Source organism: Sphingosinicella sp. BN140058, from assembly GCF_004135585.1.
In the GTDB taxonomy this organism is placed as follows: Bacteria; Pseudomonadota; Alphaproteobacteria; order Sphingomonadales; family Sphingomonadaceae; genus Allosphingosinicella.
In genome coordinates this window covers 265,168-282,304 of the sequence record NZ_CP035502.1, presented here as the reverse complement: position 1 = coordinate 282,304, position 17,137 = coordinate 265,168, and the positions used below count along the sequence as shown (strand labels likewise).

At 61.5% G+C, this 17,137-nt stretch carries 21 protein-coding genes; 19 read left to right on the top strand and 2 right to left on the bottom strand.

Annotation, left to right across the window (positions count from 1 at the left end):
* Window positions 1-19 precede the first annotated feature (19 nt).
* From ETR14_RS27675 to ETR14_RS27610, 14 genes are all read left to right on the top strand, one after another.
* Window positions 20-208 carry a hypothetical protein gene (locus ETR14_RS27675; protein WP_129393350.1) on the top strand — a complete coding sequence of 63 codons (189 nt, stop codon included), beginning with the start codon at window positions 20-22 and terminating at the stop codon, window positions 206-208.
* Between the two features lie 169 nt (window positions 209-377).
* Window positions 378-1,034 (top strand): 2OG-Fe(II) oxygenase, encoded by a 657-nt coding sequence (locus ETR14_RS27670; RefSeq protein WP_129393347.1) that lies wholly within the window; start codon window positions 378-380, stop codon window positions 1,032-1,034.
* Entirely contained in the window at window positions 1,022-1,576 is a 555-nt protein-coding gene (locus tag ETR14_RS27665) for a hypothetical protein (RefSeq protein WP_129393345.1), read from the top strand. The genes ETR14_RS27670 and ETR14_RS27665 overlap by 13 nt, the downstream gene beginning before the upstream one ends.
* Before the next feature lie 76 nt (window positions 1,577-1,652).
* On the top strand, window positions 1,653-2,096 hold the full coding sequence (locus ETR14_RS27660) for a hypothetical protein (RefSeq protein ID WP_129393342.1): 444 nt from the start codon (window positions 1,653-1,655) through the stop codon (window positions 2,094-2,096).
* A complete protein-coding gene (locus ETR14_RS27655) occupies window positions 2,056-2,394 on the top strand; it encodes a hypothetical protein (protein WP_129393340.1) in 339 nt (112 codons plus the stop codon). The genes ETR14_RS27660 and ETR14_RS27655 overlap by 41 nt, the downstream gene beginning before the upstream one ends.
* Before the next feature lie 322 nt (window positions 2,395-2,716).
* Window positions 2,717-3,100 (top strand): DUF6283 family protein, encoded by a 384-nt coding sequence (locus tag ETR14_RS27650; protein ID WP_129393337.1) that lies wholly within the window; start codon window positions 2,717-2,719, stop codon window positions 3,098-3,100.
* Window positions 3,101-3,112: 12 nt separating this feature from the next.
* Window positions 3,113-3,499, top strand: a complete 387-nt coding sequence (locus tag ETR14_RS27645; RefSeq protein WP_129393335.1) for a hypothetical protein — start codon at window positions 3,113-3,115, stop codon at window positions 3,497-3,499.
* Window positions 3,500-3,621: 122 nt separating this feature from the next.
* A complete protein-coding gene (locus ETR14_RS27640; RefSeq protein WP_129393332.1) occupies window positions 3,622-3,873 on the top strand; it encodes a hypothetical protein in 252 nt (83 codons plus the stop codon).
* A gap of 12 nt (window positions 3,874-3,885) precedes the next feature.
* Window positions 3,886-4,146, top strand: a complete 261-nt coding sequence (locus ETR14_RS27635; RefSeq protein WP_129393329.1) for a hypothetical protein — start codon at window positions 3,886-3,888, stop codon at window positions 4,144-4,146.
* Window positions 4,147-4,276: 130 nt separating this feature from the next.
* On the top strand, window positions 4,277-4,651 hold the full coding sequence (locus ETR14_RS27630) for a hypothetical protein (protein WP_129393326.1): 375 nt from the start codon (window positions 4,277-4,279) through the stop codon (window positions 4,649-4,651).
* A 240-nt stretch (window positions 4,652-4,891) separates the two neighbouring features.
* Window positions 4,892-6,724, top strand: a complete 1,833-nt coding sequence (locus ETR14_RS27625; RefSeq protein WP_129393323.1) for an ATP-binding protein — start codon at window positions 4,892-4,894, stop codon at window positions 6,722-6,724.
* Between the two features lie 190 nt (window positions 6,725-6,914).
* Window positions 6,915-7,913 (top strand): sigma factor-like helix-turn-helix DNA-binding protein, encoded by a 999-nt coding sequence (locus ETR14_RS27620; RefSeq protein WP_129393320.1) that lies wholly within the window; start codon window positions 6,915-6,917, stop codon window positions 7,911-7,913.
* Window positions 7,914-8,363: 450 nt separating this feature from the next.
* Window positions 8,364-9,386 carry a hypothetical protein gene (locus ETR14_RS27615; protein WP_129393317.1) on the top strand — a complete coding sequence of 341 codons (1,023 nt, stop codon included), beginning with the start codon at window positions 8,364-8,366 and terminating at the stop codon, window positions 9,384-9,386.
* Window positions 9,383-10,411 (top strand): hypothetical protein, encoded by a 1,029-nt coding sequence (locus ETR14_RS27610; RefSeq protein ID WP_129393315.1) that lies wholly within the window; start codon window positions 9,383-9,385, stop codon window positions 10,409-10,411. The genes ETR14_RS27615 and ETR14_RS27610 overlap by 4 nt, the downstream gene beginning before the upstream one ends.
* Window positions 10,412-10,564: 153 nt before the next feature.
* Here the strand turns inward: ETR14_RS27610 and ETR14_RS27605 are convergent, their stop codons facing one another.
* Window positions 10,565-11,326 (bottom strand): hypothetical protein, encoded by a 762-nt coding sequence (locus ETR14_RS27605; RefSeq protein WP_129393312.1) that lies wholly within the window; start codon window positions 11,324-11,326, stop codon window positions 10,565-10,567.
* Window positions 11,327-11,648: 322 nt separating this feature from the next.
* On the opposite strand from ETR14_RS27605, the gene ETR14_RS27600 reads away from it, so the two are divergent.
* Entirely contained in the window at window positions 11,649-12,152 is a 504-nt protein-coding gene (locus ETR14_RS27600) for a hypothetical protein (RefSeq protein ID WP_129393309.1), read from the top strand.
* A 65-nt stretch (window positions 12,153-12,217) separates the two neighbouring features.
* Here ETR14_RS27600 and ETR14_RS27595 read toward each other — a convergent pair whose 3' ends face one another.
* Window positions 12,218-13,102 (bottom strand): hypothetical protein, encoded by an 885-nt coding sequence (locus ETR14_RS27595; protein WP_165356683.1) that lies wholly within the window; start codon window positions 13,100-13,102, stop codon window positions 12,218-12,220.
* Window positions 13,103-13,562: 460 nt separating this feature from the next.
* On the opposite strand from ETR14_RS27595, the gene ETR14_RS27590 reads away from it, so the two are divergent.
* The 4 genes from ETR14_RS27590 to ETR14_RS27575 all read left to right on the top strand — a co-directional run bounded on the left by ETR14_RS27590 (window position 13,563) and on the right by ETR14_RS27575 (window position 16,779).
* Complete coding sequence (locus ETR14_RS27590) at window positions 13,563-14,252, top strand: RNA ligase family protein (protein WP_243455972.1); 690 nt, start codon at window positions 13,563-13,565, stop codon at window positions 14,250-14,252.
* Complete coding sequence (locus ETR14_RS27585; RefSeq protein ID WP_129393303.1) at window positions 14,240-15,172, top strand: AAA family ATPase; 933 nt, start codon at window positions 14,240-14,242, stop codon at window positions 15,170-15,172. Before ETR14_RS27590 ends, ETR14_RS27585 begins: the two co-directional genes overlap by 13 nt.
* A gap of 39 nt (window positions 15,173-15,211) precedes the next feature.
* On the top strand, window positions 15,212-15,970 hold the full coding sequence (gene ung / locus ETR14_RS27580) for a uracil-DNA glycosylase (protein ID WP_129393300.1): 759 nt from the start codon (window positions 15,212-15,214) through the stop codon (window positions 15,968-15,970).
* Between the two features lie 233 nt (window positions 15,971-16,203).
* Complete coding sequence (locus ETR14_RS27575) at window positions 16,204-16,779, top strand: hypothetical protein (RefSeq protein ID WP_129393297.1); 576 nt, start codon at window positions 16,204-16,206, stop codon at window positions 16,777-16,779.
* The last annotated feature ends 358 nt before the right edge of the window (window positions 16,780-17,137 follow it).

Here is a 17,137-nt window from a genome sequence, read left to right as displayed (position 1 = left end):
CGGCCGAAGGAGGTCTAGAATGCGTGTCGACAGATTCGACCCTGCTGAGAGGGCGCGGGCGAAGGCTTCCGAGCGGAACGCTCTCGACGACGATCTCGCTTCAGGTCGCGTCTCCCCCGAGGAGATGCAGCACCGGAACAGCGTGTTCGCCAACGTGGACTTCTCCAAAGCCCGGATCGTTCTGAGTGACACTGACCCGGAACTCTGATCGGCGTCGCCATCCGGCCGTCCACGCACAAGAGCGTGATGCGGCGATGCGCTGACCTTCTGTGCCTCGGGCGCGCGCGCTCGGAACACGTGAGGGTGCCTGGTGAGCGTCGCACCGCGACTGTCGTGACTGGAAGCTCAAGGATGCAATCAGATACGGTGATGAAATCATGAAGCCTCACAAGCAGATCAAGGCTGCCAAGATCACCCCGGTCGCAGCGAAGGTCGCATCGCACCCTCTGATCGAGGCTGCCGGCAACGGGAAAGCGGAAATCTTCGTGGCGCCCGGCTTCATCGCTCCGGACGCATGCCGCGCGATCGTCGACCTGATCGACGCCGACCGGCGGCCCTCGACCGTTGCCGACAGCAATGGAGACTTTCTTTTCCGAACAAGCGAGACCTGCGATCTGGATCCAGCCCTGCCGCTCGTGCAGACCATCCGCGCCGGGCTCTTCGACCTCACGGGGATCAATCCAGCCCACGCCGAGCCGCTGCAGGGCCAGCGATACGCGCCTGGGCAGGAGTTCAAGCTCCACTGCGACTGGTTCCGACCGGGGAGCCACGACTACGAGCGCTACTGCGGTGTCGCCGGGCAACGCACCTGGACGGCAATGGCCTACCTCGACGAGCCCGAAGAGGGCGGCCAAACGGTGTTCCCACACCTCGGTATCGAGATTCGCCCTACAATCGGCACGATCGTCCTGTGGAACAACCTCAGAGCCACCGGCGCGCCAAACCCCATGACGGGACATCACGCCCGGCCGGTGGTGCAGGGGGTCAAGCACGTCATTACGCAGTGGTTTCGCGAGCGACCATGGACCAAATAGTGGCTGATCCTCAGATGCTCGCCAAGACGGCGTCTTTCTTGAATTCGATCGGTCTAGAAGCAGCGCCGGCAAGCGGCGCAGCCGGCTTCCTCAGCGCTGTTCAAATTCACGATGGGACCCTTCGATACGATCCAGCTCGAGCACTCCCTTCCGATCTGTTGCACGAGGCAGCTCATTTAGCCATTCTCCCGGAGCGGTTTCGGAAGCTCGCCAGCGATGACCTTGAGCCGTTGTTCCTGCACATGTGCGAGGAGGCGGCACGCCACGTGGAGGAGGATCCTGACCGCGCGAATGATCACTTCGTCCGGTCAGTTCTCCAGGCCGGTGAATGCGAAGCAACGGCTTGGGCCTTCGCCGCGGGCCGCGCGGCACGCCTTCCCGATACGGTCATCATCACGGACGACCAATATGAGGGAGAAGGAGCCGACATCCGCCGGGGCCTCGCGCTGGGGGCCTATCTCGGCATCAACGGCCTCGTCGCCAGCGGCATGTGCGAGTCCGTCCGCAGCTATCCGAGCCTATGCCGCTGGCTCCAGCAATAGGTCGGCGGTGCTGAGACGAGACGCCTGAGGAAAGAGGCTCTGGCCCCTTCCGAGACCACCCACCTGGAGCGGCAAAATGAACATCTTCTTCGTCGCGCACGGCGACATCGAGAACAACTTCGACCTCCATGTCGAAGCGGAAACCTCAAGTCACGCCGTCCAACTCTGGCGCGCCTACTACGCACTTCTCGACGACGCGGCGCCGAGCGGTGTCGTACCCATTGCGCCCATCGGCACCGCCGAAGCTGGCACCGAGGTCTACTTCGTCGCTGACAACAAGCGGCGTCAACCTCGCGACTTGCACGTCTGGGCGATCGGCATGGCGCAAGCGCTTGACGCTTGGCGCGCTCACTTCGGCCTGCCCGACGCTACCAACCCGGAGAAGCTCTACGCACTTAGGCGACGCGGTACCGCGGGAGCGCTCGGTTGGGACGATACAAGTTGCGAGGCGATAGATGCCTCTGCCGTCGCCCTCACGCATGAAGGCGCTCAGCGCTTTCATTGGGCGAAGCGGTTCTGATAATCACCTTCCCGAAGAGGACACAGCATTGCGAACGATCGAACTGCGCGACGGGCGTTGGTTTGCCTACAGCACAGGGGAGCGCAATCAATGCTTCCCCGCCCTTCCGAGGCAGACATCTGACGAATTCCTTGCCGAAATCGAAGGCCTCGCCTCGTCCGTCTCCGAGACGATCGGAACGGGAGTCCGAGTAGTCGACGAGAACGGACTCGAAATCGAGCCTTGGGTCGTCAGACAGCGTCGCGAAGGCGCGATGGAGCTCGCCAATCACCTTCTCGACAAATACCAAGAGGCCTGACATGCCCCGGCTTCATCCCTCCACCGCCTCTCAGCCGCGGGATCCATCTCGCCCGATGACCGTCGACGGGCAAACTCTCGACACGCCTGCGTTGCAGGCCGGGGTCAACGCTACGCGCCCTGGCCCGGGTGTCGACTATTTCGAAGCATACGACGTTGCGAAGGCGCTCACCTCTGCTTGCCGTCTCCGGAACCTGAACCGAGATCTCGTCGCATCTCGGCTCCTCCAGCGCGCTCGAGCAGACGGCCTCATCGTGCAACGCAGCCGAGGCCAGTGGATCCGAACCGATGCCGCCGGACCGACCGACCAGGAATAGGACCCGATGGACGATCTGCCACGCGCCTACGTCGTTGACCTGCGCCCGCCCAAGAAGCCTTGCGCCGAGTGCCCGTGGCGCCTTGATGTCCCGATCGGCCACTTCCCCGTCGAGAAGTTCATCGACCTCGCGAAAACGGCCTTTGACCAAGCCCATATCATCTTCTCGTGTCACCTGAGCAGCGAGGAAGCCCCGACGGCCTGCGCCGGCTTCCTCGAACGTGGCGCCGCCCACAACCTGACGGTCCGCCTCGCCTACATCTACGGGCGTCTACAAGCAGCCGACCGCACAGGAGGCTACGCGCTCTATAAGGACTATAGGGAGATGGCGGTCGCGAACGGCGTCCCGCCTGAACACCCAGCCTTAGCTCCGTGCCGAGGTCCCGATTGAACACGAGGAAACATGTCCGCGTCCCTCACCTTCGAAAAAGAGCCGCCGAGCGCCAAGCGCTTCTTCGCGGTTTCGATCGTCTCCGGCGTAACCGGGCTCATCATAGGGCTGGGCGCTTCCTTCTTCCTCACCGCTGGCGCGACAGCAAGGGTCGCAGCGGCCGAGGCATCGCTCGCGGATGTCGTGTATCTTTCGGACGCAGCGCGAATCCGCTGCCCAGCCGCAGCAGCGGTGATCGATCGCGTCCTTGCCGATGATCATCTCACCGCCGGCGAAAACCTTGAGGCTCGCGCAGCGATCGCTGCCGGGGCGAGTGCCTTCCGACATGCAGAGGAGGTCGCAGCCTCACTTCAGCGCGGCGGGGCGGCAGCGACTCTGCCGGGTCGCTGCGCGATCTGAAGAAGGGGAGGGCAGGCGACGCTTCTGATCAGCGTCCATTTCGCTCCAACAGATAGTGGGCTGCCTGTGCGATAGGTCTTCGGAGAGGAAATTCTCCTGAGGCTCGCACAGGAGGTTCCGCAATGCGTAAAACGATCGTCCCCCTGGAGACGGCGAAATCCGAGCTCCACGAGCTGGGCTATTCGCTTAGAGTGAAGAAGTTAGACGGCGCTCTCGTCGGTTCGCTCTACCGCCGAAAAACCAAGAAGGTCACTGGAGGCGCGGTCGCGCGGCCATCCCGCCCAACGGAGCAGGAGCGTGCCGAGCACCAGGCTCTTTTCGCCTACCTCGATCAAAACGCCGTCGCCGACGGCAGCCGCGTCATTGTGTTCTGAGGAGGCGAGAACATGGCATCCGCAGCCCTCGCGCGCCCTGCGCGCATCACCGTCGACATCGCCCAGTTCCGAACGGACATGAAGGCTCTCGGCTACAAGATAAGAACCCGCACCGGCTCCTCATTCATCACCGCCACGGTCCTCGACCAAGACGGCAAGGCGATCAACAACGCGAACGTTCTCACGGCGGAGCATTACGAGCAGCACAGGGCATTCTACGCCTACCATACCACGCACTCCGTGCGAGACGATGGCTGGGTCGTGGTCTTCTGATCGGCATACCCGGCCAGATGTGCTTTCCGTCGGCCGCACGCCAGCCGCTGCCCCGACAGCCACGATCTCAGCACTGCCCGTTCATCGTTCCACAATCGATCCCTGCATCGTCAGCCAAAGGAATCCAGGCATGACCAACCTTACCCTCGCTGCGCCCTACGATTTCGCCGTTCTCGACAACAGCGAGCAACCCCGCAGCATCGTCTATCACCTGGACGGAGGTCCGGAGGTTGCTACCTTCGGCGACGATCCTCTCGGGCAACGCCAAGCGGAAGTGGTGTCGACCTTCCTCAACGCCATGGACCGACCGATCACCCGCCGGTCCACGGAGCGCAAGCTCTTCATCCAGTCACAGCTCGATGGCACGACGCGGATTGAAGTGATCGCCGTTGCGGCCGACGCCAACGCCGCCAATGCATACTGCGAGGCCAACCCGGGCGTCGGCGTGGTCGATCAGTGGGGCCCCCTGATCCTTCTCGCCAGGAATGACGACCTCGGAAGCTGATGCCAGCCGAGCGGCGCCGTCAACGCGGCCCAAATGACAGATTGCCCGCGCCCGCCCTTGTTCACAGTGACAGACTGCCCGCTGCGCGGCGCCCTCGTCGGGAACGACAGATTAGCCGGGGCGCGTGCTTGAGGGAGCACCCCTCGATGGCAAAAGCCGCCACAGACTCCCAACCGGTCGTAAGCTGATATATGCTGCCTTGATCGTGCCCAATGCCGCTGCGCCTGGGGGATCTCGTCTGTGACCGAAGAATCTGCCAAAGCGGCACCCGTTGACCACTTTTTGACGCGCTTCACGAGCGCCCAAACGATCATAGCCGCGGCCGGAGCTACGCTCCTTCCCATCTTTCTCGCGCTGAAGCTCGATGAACCGCTTTCGAAAGCGTTGGCTGTGCTCACCGCCGCCTTAATCCTCGGCGCATTCTATCTGCTCTGGCGTCGCACCCACACCCGCCGCCTGGCGCAGTTGGCTCGCCAGCAACGCATTCAAGAATGGGCGGAACGTCCCCTCGGCTCCGCCTTCCGCGGACTGTACTCCTACACCCGCGGAGACAAGCTACCTGGCGACAAGCGTCGACAGCTGGCGAAGAGCATCGCCACCCGGATCGCCCACCCGGACTTCACCTACGGCGTCGTCACCGGAGAAACCGGCGCCGGCAAGTCATCACTGCTCGACAGCGGCGTCGCTCAAGCGCTCGAGGAAGACGGCCGGTTCACCGTCGTCTATCTGCGCGGCCTTCGCGGATTATCGGCCGACGACACGATCGACTCGATGTGCGATCAAATTCGCTTCCAACTCGCCGCCTGCACCAAGCAACCCGTCCTCATTTTCGATCAATTTGAGGAAGCTCTGATCAAATGGATCCCCTCCGCTCAACGGCGCGAGCTCGGGAATTTTCTGAAACAGCCACTTCCGGGCACCCAGACCAGAGTGGTCTGCGCCGTGCGCTCGGACTACGTCATCGCGCTCCACGACCTTCGTCCAGGCATCGAGGATCCCACATCCTCGAAGACAATGTTTCCCCTCAAGAACCTCGACCTGATCGAAGCTGCCGCGGTCATTGAAGAGTGTGCCACGCGCGATGGACTGGAGATGCTCACCGGCTTCGGATCGACCCTCGCTGCGGAGCTCGCTCACGACGGCAGGGTCCGGCCTCCAGAGCTCCAGCTCGTCTGCCTTGCTCTTGAGATCTCGAACGTCGCGGAGAGTTACCGCGCCAAAGGCGGCGCCAAGGGAATTCTCTCCGCGTATATTGTCGAGACCATCGAAGCGACGTCCAACCCGTCTCTGGCTCGCCTCGTACTCAGATCGCTATGCAACTTCTCCACTTTCCCAGCGGCTAAGACAGAGCCCCAGAGTGCGCAGCAGCTTGGGGACGCGATCCGCTCCCCGGAACACCGGCGCTACGACGTGGAGGAAGTCGCCAGCGTGCTTGAACAGCTTACCCGCGCCGGCGTCATCGTGTCATCTGCCCCGCACGATCAAACCCTCTACAGCCTCGTCCACGACTATGCGGTTGACCTGATCACCGCCGCCACGGCCGCGCAGTCCACCGAGGCGGAGCGCGCAACCCACCTCCTTCGTCTACATCTCAGCGAGTTCGCAGCGGACAGGAGATCATTCATTCCGCTTGGGCGATTGAACCTGATCTTGGCGAAGGCAGACCCGGAACTCGTCGCGAGCTCTGCCGCCAGCGTCCTAATTCGCCGGTCGCAGAACCGCCTCCGCCTCGCGAGTGCGGCCATGGTCGCTGCTGTCGTCGTCGGCTTATCAGGGGTCGCGCTTTCGTATTCCAAGCAACAGGAGCTCGCTCGGCTTAAGGAACTAGGAGACATCAGGAGGGCATCTGTCTGGCAAACCAAGGCCGATGAGTGGCGATTAAAATACAACGACTCCGTAAAGGCGGTCTCGTGGGCGTCCGGGACCCAAATGAGGCATGATAAGATCGTCCAAAACATTGAGCAGGCTGAGCGAGACGGCAAAATTTCGGCAAGTCTGCGAGATTATCTGATCCGGAACGATCCCGACGTTAAGCCCGGCACCGAGATTCCTCAGGAAATCCTCGACCAGTAGCAACGCCGCCTGTGGCCACCGTCACCTTCAGCGTGGTCCCTAGCCGCTCGCGCGCCGGCCGGCCGTCCAACCAACCTCCTTAAGTATCCTCCCGGATCTTCGGTTTGAGGATCTTTCACCCTGATGCGGGCAGTGGGCTCAGGAACAATCTGCAGGCGCTGCGGCGTCGCATCTTGGGGAGAGGCCACGCGTGTCCGAAGCAGTTTCGAAAGTTTCCATTCGTCTCGAAGCCCTCGTTGCCGAAGTGATTGCCAACCGACCGGAGGCAGGAGCTAAACAAACCGCACGCCAACGCCACAACACCGATCGCTCCTTCGCTGCTCTGATCAAAGTTCTCGAGCCCCGGACGCGCCACTTCACGCGTCAATACGGTCTCGTTGCGCATCGGGAAGACGCCGAGCAAGCCTCCGCGATCGCGGTCCACCGCGCCATCACGGCCTACGATCCCACGAAAGCCCAGTTCACGACATTCGTAAACTGGCAGATCCGCGGTGAGATGCAGAGCCTCCGCTTCCGTCTGATGGCTGACCAACGGTCGTCCGCCAAGAAGGTGGAAGCCACGACAGTTTCGATGGAGGACCTTCCGCGCGGCCCAGACGGCCAAGCAGCCGAGATCACTCTCGAGGATCCGGACGCGCTCGATAGCACCGAAGCACGCGCCTCTGCCTACCTGGCGAAGCGCGCCACCGACGCTCTTGTCGACCTTTATATGGACAAGCTCCGCGCCAAGGGCGTCGAGCAGCTCAAGAAGCGGCCGCGCGCGAAGCAAGCGATCGCCAACCAGCCGTCCGATGTCGCTTCTCACAATCCGATCCGCAGGCCGGCGTTTCGACAGCTGGACGCCGGCGCGCTGCAAGAACTCGACCAAAAGCTTGCCCGCGACCGGGCGATCATCGAGCGCCGTGTCTTCGACGCGGACTCGCTGAGCGAACTGAACGAGATCACAGGCATCACGAGAGAGCGCGTTCGGCAGATCACAAAACGTGCCGGCAAGGGGATCCTCCAGATCGCTGCGCAGGATCCGCGTTTCGAGATCATGGCTGCCCAGACGGCTATCGGTTCAGCAGAAAAGCCGCCAACCCGGGCGTCCAAGAGAAGCGACACGCCAGTTTATGAAAGGGACGCCGCGGCTCCTTACTGGCAACAGGCTCCCGCTCGCACAGCTGGGCGTCAGCACCAGGCTGCCTGAAGCCAAGCTCGAATTCAGAGACCCGGTCTCGACAGACCGGGCCTCTCCCGTCTCGCCAGTCGCCCGGGCTATTCACGCGGCCAATTCATGGCCCCCGTCCGCCACCAGGCACTCAACGAGCTCACACTGCCGCCAAGCCTCATCTGACAACCGACGCAGCTCCTCGGTCGGCTTCACCAGCAGGTTGCCGTTCTCACCCGGCCACCAAAGCTCCGGGAGCACGAGCCTCCGGCCTCATGGTCGCCCTGCTCTGATGTGGGGTACATTCGCCACCCTGAAAGGGGCTGCCAAAGCCCCGTCCTGAGCGTATCATCTTCCGCCTGAGCCGTGTTTCAAGCGAGGTGTAACATGGATCCCATGACCGCGATCAAGCTGGCGGAACTCTGTTTGGCCACTTCCCGAACGATTGGAGCGGGCGCATCTGGATCGACCACTAGCTTTCAAATGCGCATGATCCTGGGCATATCCCAGCAATTGGCTCAAATACATGAACAGCTTACTCAGATCCAGAATGGCATTCAGCTTCTCATCGGGCTCGCCAGAGCCCTGCCCGAGGCCACGGTCGTCGCGAGCTGCGCCGCCTCCATACGCGCATGCATGAGAATCTATCAAGAGCTACTGAGTGCTTACGAGCGAGACAGGCTCGTTATCGGAATACTACCAGCACGGCAGCGGTATGTGCCGCGAATGATGAGCGAAGTGAGCGACCCACTTCATCGCGCTATACTTGAGTTGACGGAGGGACCATTAGAGCCTCTTCTTACGCCCGTGCTATGTCCCGCTTTTTACGTATCCTCGAATGCCGCGGCCTTCTGCGGGATCCATGCTTCCGAGCAGGAAGAAAGGCTGGGATCGTACTATGATTGGCTAATGAACGACATTCCCGCTTTGATAAGCATCGGGGCTGAGATCGCGGACAAAGTGCTATGGCCCTCGCCGGATAACCGCTTTTCTCAGCCGCTTCATGCCGAAGAGTTTGGGACTGTTTGGACGAGCGAGGAGCGGGTGCACTTGAAGAGCGACCCTCATGGCTCCAGCCAAAGCAGAAGATCATGGTACATTAGCAAATACAACTCTAGCTGGGACTATGTACACTTCGGAGAGGGGCCGACTGCCGATGTGTACCACGAGCTGGTTGCCCAATTTCCGAGGTTCGGAGAAAGGAAATCCGTAGTCAACTTTCGCTCCGTTATCGAAGCGCACGAAAGGTTCGACGTCATGGAGCCCGGATTGGTGCACCCACGCAGTGACACTGCGGAGAAGCTCGGCCTTACGTCCGAGCGTCTCCGAACCCTACCGAGCGACGAGGGTTTGAAAGCCATAGCTGCCAGATATGAGGATCTCTCGGTTGAAATAAAGACCGGGGCGGCGCAATATCTGGCCATCAGCGCGATGCGCCTGTCCTGCATGAAAACTATACACTTCGTAGCCAAGCAGCTTAGTTGGATACAGCAGGGGAGCGGTTCCCAATGAGCAATCTAGGCTTCTTAAAAGACGAACCCGTTTTCGAAGAGCCCGTGAAGGTCAACGAACGGATTTCAGCGTTCGCGGCGGCGTCAAAGTTTGTAGGGGTGTGCGGCTTGGCCTTCCGCGATGCTGTTTCGGAAAAAGCGTTTGCCGAGGAGTTCAACAATCTTTTATCTCGAATAGACGCGGATATTGCCGACAAGCCCTTGGGCGCTCTTATCCGCACGAATCTTTATGTCGATAATAGTGGAACGCCGAGCGTGCCCCAGGGCTCGTTCCTATCTTTCCTAGGCTATGGCTCCGAGCCGTTAGATGCCCTGAGTGAACACCTGCGGAGGCCACAATTGGACATCTTGATGCCCTCAGGGATGAACAACGTCAGTGAGTATTTTTGGTTGCGCTCCTCCGGCGGGCAGCTGAAAATGACCCGTGAGGCAGACGTTCGCGGCCTTGTGGCTGCGGCAAAGGAGGAGGCTCACCTGCGGAATAGGCTAGCGATCAGCGCCGCGGACGTGGGCGGCATAGAGCAAGTCGAGAGACTGGCGTACTGGGCTAAGGTGGCGACAGACCGTGCCGAGCAGATCACGGACGACGCCGAGCGCCGAAGATTGCGCAAGCTTTCGAAGGACTTTGAGGTCGCCCAGAGGGAGTTCAACCAGGCATACCGATCGTATATCGAAGCCGCTCGGGATGCGGAGCGTGCGCAGCGTTCGGCAGCAATCATCGGTGCAATCTCGCTTGCACTAGATGCGATTGAGCTCGGCGTTCAAGCTGGTCATTTGACGTCAGCAGGCAACGTGACCGCTCAGACGCTAGCAACCCAGGACAGCAATCGCGAGGTTTTGAAGATCATCAACATCAGGATTACGGAAGCTGCGGCCCTTGCAAATCGGCAGCGCAGTACCCTCGATACAACAGGGCAGAGCTTGAAACAACTGAACGATAAGTTATCCGCGGGTTGGAGAGGACTTGGCGCCGGAGATGGAACACCCCTTCAGCTACCCCCTTGGCCGGAGGTGATCATACCGTGACGGGCCGCTACCCACGTAATCGTATCTAACATTCACCATTGAACCATCCCAGGAGCGAGCACGACTGACGTCGGGCAGCAGAAGTGTCCAACCTGCCGCGATGCGCCGCGACTTGTTTCCATCGATCCTCATCGCCACCCCCCAACTGGTCCCTCAAAACAACGCGCTCTTAAAGCCCAACGCAAACCGCTGTCGGCCGTCGGAAATGACAACGGTCGAGATCACAGCGCCATTTCTGAGAAGCCACAGGCCAGCTTTCCCCGTGCTCCGCTCCCAGTAGCCTGCCGGCGTGTCGAACGGCACGAAACGGTCCCCATCGTTCCGCCTGGCACAAAGCAGCTTCCACTCTCCGCATGCCGACGCTGGCATGTCGCTCGGCGAGCGCAGGCCGAAGGGGAGGGGCGCCTTCTTCTGGACGATGTCCCACCAATCGAGATCACATCCGCACCACGAGAGGAGAGGCGCTTCCGCTCGCTCCAAGATCTCCTTCATCTCTCGCAGCGACCACGCCAGAGCTTTCGGCAGATGCTCATCAAAGAGATCGCTGCCGGCCGCGAGATAGCGGATGTCCGCAGCCTTCGCCGACCGGCCAGCTACACGGCGTAGGTCAACGTCTGATCCAGAGAGTTTCTGGAGCTGGTCCAAGGTACTGCCGCGGGCGTGATTCTTCCAGAGGAATCCCTCAACGGCGAGCAACGCCGCAGCTTCAGGCGAACTCCAAAGCTCTTTTTGGCTCCACAACGCCGGCTCTTTCTGCTCCTCCAGGCGCTTGTCGACCTCACGCCGAGCCTCGATCATGCTCACGAGCAGCGCGTCAGCCGATACGTGCACGTCGACCACCTCCTCAGGTGCGGCCGCGAGCTCGGCAGCAGCAGAGAAACGGCCGAGCTTCGGCGTCCAGTTCAACCAGGTCATGGGATCTCCTTGAGACACTCAGCATAGCATCCGCAAACTCCCTCGAAAACGGAAAAGCTTGGCCCGTCGCGAATGACAGACCGCCTCTCTGACTCTGAGACTTCGCAGGATTTCTGACTCTATTCCAACTGGTTGCATCGATAGCGCGACAAATCAAGAACGCTTTGCCAGAGAATGCAACCGCCTCCGGCCGGCCGGCAATCTGTCAGGAACCCACAAGTGTCCTGATTTTTCGCAGAAACCTGCGGGTTAGACCTTGCTTTTCAAGCCCTTTTCCTGTCAACGACAGATCGGAACAGAACCAGATCAGGAGGTGCGGAAAATGGCGAAATCGGCGATGAACGTAGGCCAGATCTTGGATCGCTTGGCCGAAGTTTCCTCCCGTCCCCGCGCAGCGTTCATGATCCTCACTCTTCTAGCTGAGCAGGCAAGCCCGTCGGGAAAAGCTGGGCCCTTCGTCGAGGATGAGGAGGAGCGGCTGCCGCTGCGCGAATTCATCGGCAAGCGCCTGGCCCGTATTTCCGGGCGCGACACCCGTCGCCGGGCACTCGAGCTGCGCGTGCGCGCCGAGCTCAAGGACCGACTCCCCGACGATCTCCTCGAAGCTCAGGAGATCGTCGATCGCCACGTCACGGAGCGCGTGCGCGCCTCGGGTGCGGACAATTTCAGCCGCGTCGCAAGCGAGTTGGAGAAGGCGGGTATCCTCACCCGTCACTACGAGGGCTATCGCACGAACCACGCCAACAAAGGTGGCCAGCGGCACCTCGCTTGCGTCATTGATCCTGAGATCTCCGCTGCGCTACGCCGGCGCGACCGGCTCATCTAAGTGCGGGCCAGGGTGCGAGTTCCACTTCCACGTGAGTCTCGTGCCGGTCGCGATGATCCGGCGCCTCAGCGGTCAACCCAGCGGTGCTCGCCCTTTCGAAGGTTGGCATCGTTCCACCGGGTTTGGCAAAGGTCAGGATACTCATTGATCTGCTCCTCAGCGTCGCGCTGTGCGTCGGCCCTCGACAGGCCACTTGATCCAATGACCCGCGTGGTGCCCCACCGATCCTCATTTCCTGGTTTCCAGCAGTCCAATTCAGCTACCGCTAGGTACGTCGCCGGCTGGTCCGACGAGCGCGGCTGCTGCGAGGCATTTCTCTTGCGCTCCGCCTGATCACGGCGACATTCACGCCTGGCTTTCTCGCCGTATTTACGGCCCTTGCGGTCACATGGACCCTCGATGAAAAGACGAACGCTGTTCTTGACGTTTCTCGCACCTCTCTTGAACCAGCGCTCCCCCTCCGCCTCCCACCTCTCGCCGGTACGTTCCAGTTCAGCTCCAACTCGATCAAACGTGTTTCTCGATTTCCTCTTCCCTTTCGGCGGAGGAGGAAACATGACCTTCTTGGGTGGGCAGTACGCTGGCAACAATTCGAGGTCGATCGGCGCATTGACATACCTTTTTTGCTCGGCCTTGACGGCCGGCGGGACTGGCTTCTTGGCCGCCTTCGCCGCGGCTCTCGCTGCAATCGTGGACCGCTGAGCAGCGGCCCTCGCTGCTTTGTTCGCTTCGCTCACTGCGGCCTTTGCTGCGGCGTTCGTGGCTCGATTGTCCTCCTTGATCTGCCGATACAATGCGCGACACAGGTACATCACTTTGGCGTCGTACCCTCGAATCATCTTGGGAGAAGTGGGCGCCTGTGTTCCTCCCACGGGAGCAACTACCGTGGCTGGAACTGCTATGCTTAGCAGCGCAGCAGATGAAATGGCGACTATCACGCGGCCTAACATGACAACCTCCGACACACATTGAAGTCCGGACGCCGGTACTCATTGACCAAAGAACGCACTCCGAATGACTATATAGTAAAAACATCGCGCGGCACAGGCGTCAAAGATCCGGGACAACCGCTAAACTTCGCCCACGCGAGAGCAGGCCAGTGTTTCACGGTTCCGGGGCGCGTTGGGTGATGCGGGAAGAAACAAAAGAGGAAAGCCCCAAGGCAATCTGTCGCCCATGCCAACACAGCGGTCCAGCGCCTCAGGCAGGCTCCCGGCCGATCTCAGTACATGCCGACAGGCGAGCACAGGCTACAATACGCCTTGGCCTTGCCGATCCCGGGCATCCCAGCCGCGCTCGCGGGTGAGATTGCGCCCATCCATAGACGCGCGGTACACACGCGCCGATTTTTCGCATACGATTTGACCCGCGCTCGTCCGAGCTCAAATCAACAACACAAAGGGCCGGAGCGTGGCGCCGATCGATCTCAAGTACCCTCGTTCATACCACCTGCCGCAATCGCCAGGCCTTCAGAGCGACGATCGGCGGCTCCCGACCCTCGCGCCATTCGCCGGCCGCCGTGTCATCGTCACCGAAAAGATGGACGGGGAAGGGACCACCCTAACCCGCCTCAAGACATACCCTCGTTCCCCCGACGGGCGGTACCATCCCTCGCGCGACTGGATGAAGGCCTATCACGCACGGAAGGCGATCGACATTCCGGAGCTATGGCGGATCTCTGGCGAATACATGTTCGCGTTACACTCCCTCCCGTACACCCGTGAACTGGGCAACGCTCTCCCCAGCTACTTCCTGGGTTTCGGCGTTTGGGACCAAACCAACACGCTGCTCGGCTGGGACGAGACAATCGAGGCCTTCTCGCTCCTCGACATCACACCAGTCCCGGCCCTCTACGACGGACCGTATCACGACGGCCTCGTCGACCAGATCGCGAACACGATCGATCCGACCCGACAAGAAGGTTTCGTGCTGCGCGTCGCGGACCCGATCCCATACCCAGCCGGGCCCGGCGACTCCGGCCGGTTCTTCGGATCCCTGGCCAAGTGGGTTCGCCCCCGGCACGTCACGACCGATCGTCACTGGATGTCGGGTCCGATAGTGGCCAACGAGCTGATGGAAGGCGTTTCATGCGTGCCGTAATCTTCGACCTGGATGGGACCATCTTCGACCCCGGTCACCGACTTCATCATCTTGATGGCGAGAAGGACTGGGAGGCCTTCTTCCGAGCTATGGGCGACGATCCCCCCATCGAACCTATCGCGCGGCTAGCGCGCATGCTTTATCACAACGCACAGGATCGCCGAGACATCGACGCGGTCCTGATCGTCACAGCGCGGCCGGAGCGCGAGGACTGGAGCCGGATGACGCTGGACAGTCTCCAGCTCCACGACATCCCGTACACCGCCATATACATGCGCGGGGAGGGTGACATGCGACCCGACCACCAGGTGAAGGCCGACATCCTCCAACGCATCCTGGACGACGGTTACGAGCCGCTGCTCGTCGTCGATGACAGGCCCAGTGTCGTTCGCATGTGGCGCGAACACGGCATTGTGACCCTGCAGTGCGCACCGGACGATCCGGGCGCCAGCGCTTACGCCGGCGAAACGCTCCTCCACCTTCTCGTTGGGCCATGCGGGGCGGGCAAGTCCAGCTACGCGGCGAGCCATTACCAGCCACACGAGGTCATCTCGACAGACGAGCTGCGCATGCAGCTCTATGGAGATCTCGGCCATGCACCCGAAGCACTGGCGCGTGTCTGGAAGCTCGCCCACGGGCTCATCCGCGCTCGCCTCGATGCGGGCGTCTTCACCGTCCTCGACGCGACAAATCTGAAGGCCGAGGACCGCCGGCGCGTGCTTGAGAACCTGCCTCGCGGTGTCTTTGCGCGCTACGTGGTCATCGATCGCGACCTGGCTGAAAAGGAGCGGGACCGCGGCTGGCGATCTGAGGAGCTCGTCCTCAAACAGCATCGGCTGTTTCGGAAGGAGGAGAAGGCTATTCTCGCCGGTGACGAGCATCCGTTCGTAACTGTCGCCGACAAGCGTCGCCGGCGCTAAGCCGCAGACCTGTAACGAGCGTCGTTCGGAGCTACCACAATGACTGCACCGCACCAGATCCCACCGTTCCTGCGCGAACAAGTCACGCGACTGGACTCCTCGTGGCGCGATGCCCTCGCCGTGGCTCTCGAGGCAGCCACGCTGGCGGACCTGGGCGCTTACATCGCCGATCGGCAGAAGGCCGGTTTCCGGGTCTACCCGCCCCGCGGCGACTATCTCCGAGCGCTCGAGCTGACCCCTCTTCAGGACGTCCGCGTCGTCATCCTCGGTCAGGATCCCTATCCTCAACCAGGAAGAGCCCACGGTTTGAGCTTCAGCTTCGCCACCCCTGGTCCGCCGATGCACTCCCTGCGGAACATCTTCGTCGAACTCGGACGCGACCTGGCCGTGCCGTTCCCCTCACACGCGAACCTCGAGAGTTGGGCTCGCCAAGGCGTGCTCCTGCTCAACACTATCCTGACCGTGGAAGACGGAGACCCGAAGTCCCACGCCGGCCGAGGTTGGGAGCCCTTCACCGACGCAGTTATCCATGCCGTCGCCAACCACGGGAACCGCGTCGTCTTCATGCTCTGGGGAAATGATGCCCGCGAGAAAGAAGCCGTCATACGCGCTGCAGCTCCTGACGGCCGGCACTGCATCCTTGCGACGAGCCATCCCTCCGGCACCGGAGCCTGGCGCGGCTTTCGGGGATGTGGCCACTTCGGCCAGGCGAACGCCTACCTGCGACAGCACGGGCGCACGCCAATCGAGTGGGCTCTCCCGGAAGCTCGCACTCCCGACCTGTTCGCTAGTCTGTAGCGCGGACGCGCCAGACGTCTTGCACCGCACCGGAGAGAACGCCGGCCGCTTGGAACAGCAGCCTACGCTTCGAGGGGCTGCTCACCGACGGCAGATTCGTATCGATCTCCGCCTTGACTTGAGACAGCCCCTCGCAGCACGCGCTTGTAGTGCGTCAGGCGCTTTTCCGTCATCCCGTTGCGCGCGCCTGGAAGCCATCATATGTCGGTTCACCGGGGGATGAGGGGGGAAGCATGAAGCTGAAGCTGATTATGGCAGCCGTGTTCGGAACGGCGGCGAGCTCCGCTATTGCGGCGGACGCGCCGACGACTGTGGACACCGTACGCGGTCAACTCTCGATAAGCTGTCGGCCTGCTGGTGGCGAATTCGATGGCCGCTACGAGTACCGCCTTGCCGGCAAACTGGTGCCAGGCCTCAGCAGCGATTGCTACCCCGGCGCCGCGACAACCTATATTGTCGTCGACCAGACGTTTCGAACAAGTCGCGCCACGACGCTCCTCATTCTGGAGGGTCAAGCAGCCGCGTCCCAGACCGTCAGAGTCCTCGACATCCCGAGAGTAGGGGACGCTTCCGTCCTCGATATGCTCGGCGGCGACGGTCATGCTCTAGTCCAGAAGTCCGAGACGAACTACCGTCTGACCGCTCCTGGAGGCGGATTTGTCACTGAGAACGGTGGCAAGAGCACCTGGACCTGCTCGATCGAGATCGACTTCGCAGCAGCTAAGGCCGACGGACACCTCGTGGTCCCGTACGATCCCAAAGTCCCCGACTCCGTCTGCGGGGCGCGGCTCCAGCGCATACGCTTATGAAGGGTGCCAGAATGGCTTTTCCTGGAGAATTCGCTACATTGATCGCTTGAGACTGTTGTTGGGAAAGGAGGCGGCTGTGAGCATCGAGGTTCAGACATCTTCAGCGACGCACCGCACTCTCGACAGTCACGAAATCTCTGAGCGCGCTCGCATTCTCTCCCACCGGATCTACGCTCGAGCACTCCGCACGCGGCCGGCGCTCCTCGATCGCGCCCGAACTCACATCGATCAGTGCATCGCGACGGAGCCCACTGTTGGGCATCGTCTGTGGCAAATCCTGCTGCGGCGCGGTCTGGACGAGATCATCGAGCGCATGACCGAGGACGACGACGCTGGCCGTCTACTGCGGTCGAACAGC

Bases quoted from the DNA above. Each gene is read 5' to 3' on its own strand.
- ETR14_RS27665 (WP_129393345.1), top strand. From the start codon at position 1,022: ATGGACCAAATAGTGGCTGATCCTCAGATGCTCGCCAAGACGGCGTCT.
- ETR14_RS27615 (WP_129393317.1), top strand. From the start codon at position 8,364: ATGATCCTGGGCATATCCCAGCAATTGGCTCAAATACATGAACAGCTT.
- ETR14_RS27645 (WP_129393335.1), top strand. From the start codon at position 3,113: ATGTCCGCGTCCCTCACCTTCGAAAAAGAGCCGCCGAGCGCCAAGCGC.
- ETR14_RS27630 (WP_129393326.1), top strand. From the start codon at position 4,277: ATGACCAACCTTACCCTCGCTGCGCCCTACGATTTCGCCGTTCTCGAC.
- ETR14_RS27600 (WP_129393309.1), top strand. From the start codon at position 11,649: ATGGCGAAATCGGCGATGAACGTAGGCCAGATCTTGGATCGCTTGGCC.
- ETR14_RS27575 (WP_129393297.1), top strand. From the start codon at position 16,204: ATGAAGCTGAAGCTGATTATGGCAGCCGTGTTCGGAACGGCGGCGAGC.
- ETR14_RS27595 (WP_165356683.1), bottom strand. From the start codon at position 13,102: ATGTTAGGCCGCGTGATAGTCGCCATTTCATCTGCTGCGCTGCTAAGC.
- ung (WP_129393300.1), top strand. From the start codon at position 15,212: ATGACTGCACCGCACCAGATCCCACCGTTCCTGCGCGAACAAGTCACG.
- ETR14_RS27660 (WP_129393342.1), top strand. From the start codon at position 1,653: ATGAACATCTTCTTCGTCGCGCACGGCGACATCGAGAACAACTTCGAC.
- ETR14_RS27675 (WP_129393350.1), top strand. From the start codon at position 20: ATGCGTGTCGACAGATTCGACCCTGCTGAGAGGGCGCGGGCGAAGGCT.
- ETR14_RS27605 (WP_129393312.1), bottom strand. From the start codon at position 11,326: ATGACCTGGTTGAACTGGACGCCGAAGCTCGGCCGTTTCTCTGCTGCT.
- ETR14_RS27635 (WP_129393329.1), top strand. From the start codon at position 3,886: ATGGCATCCGCAGCCCTCGCGCGCCCTGCGCGCATCACCGTCGACATC.
- ETR14_RS27610 (WP_129393315.1), top strand. From the start codon at position 9,383: ATGAGCAATCTAGGCTTCTTAAAAGACGAACCCGTTTTCGAAGAGCCC.
- ETR14_RS27640 (WP_129393332.1), top strand. From the start codon at position 3,622: ATGCGTAAAACGATCGTCCCCCTGGAGACGGCGAAATCCGAGCTCCAC.
- ETR14_RS27585 (WP_129393303.1), top strand. From the start codon at position 14,240: ATGCGTGCCGTAATCTTCGACCTGGATGGGACCATCTTCGACCCCGGT.
- ETR14_RS27650 (WP_129393337.1), top strand. From the start codon at position 2,717: ATGGACGATCTGCCACGCGCCTACGTCGTTGACCTGCGCCCGCCCAAG.
- ETR14_RS27655 (WP_129393340.1), top strand. From the start codon at position 2,056: ATGAAGGCGCTCAGCGCTTTCATTGGGCGAAGCGGTTCTGATAATCAC.
- ETR14_RS27670 (WP_129393347.1), top strand. From the start codon at position 378: ATGAAGCCTCACAAGCAGATCAAGGCTGCCAAGATCACCCCGGTCGCA.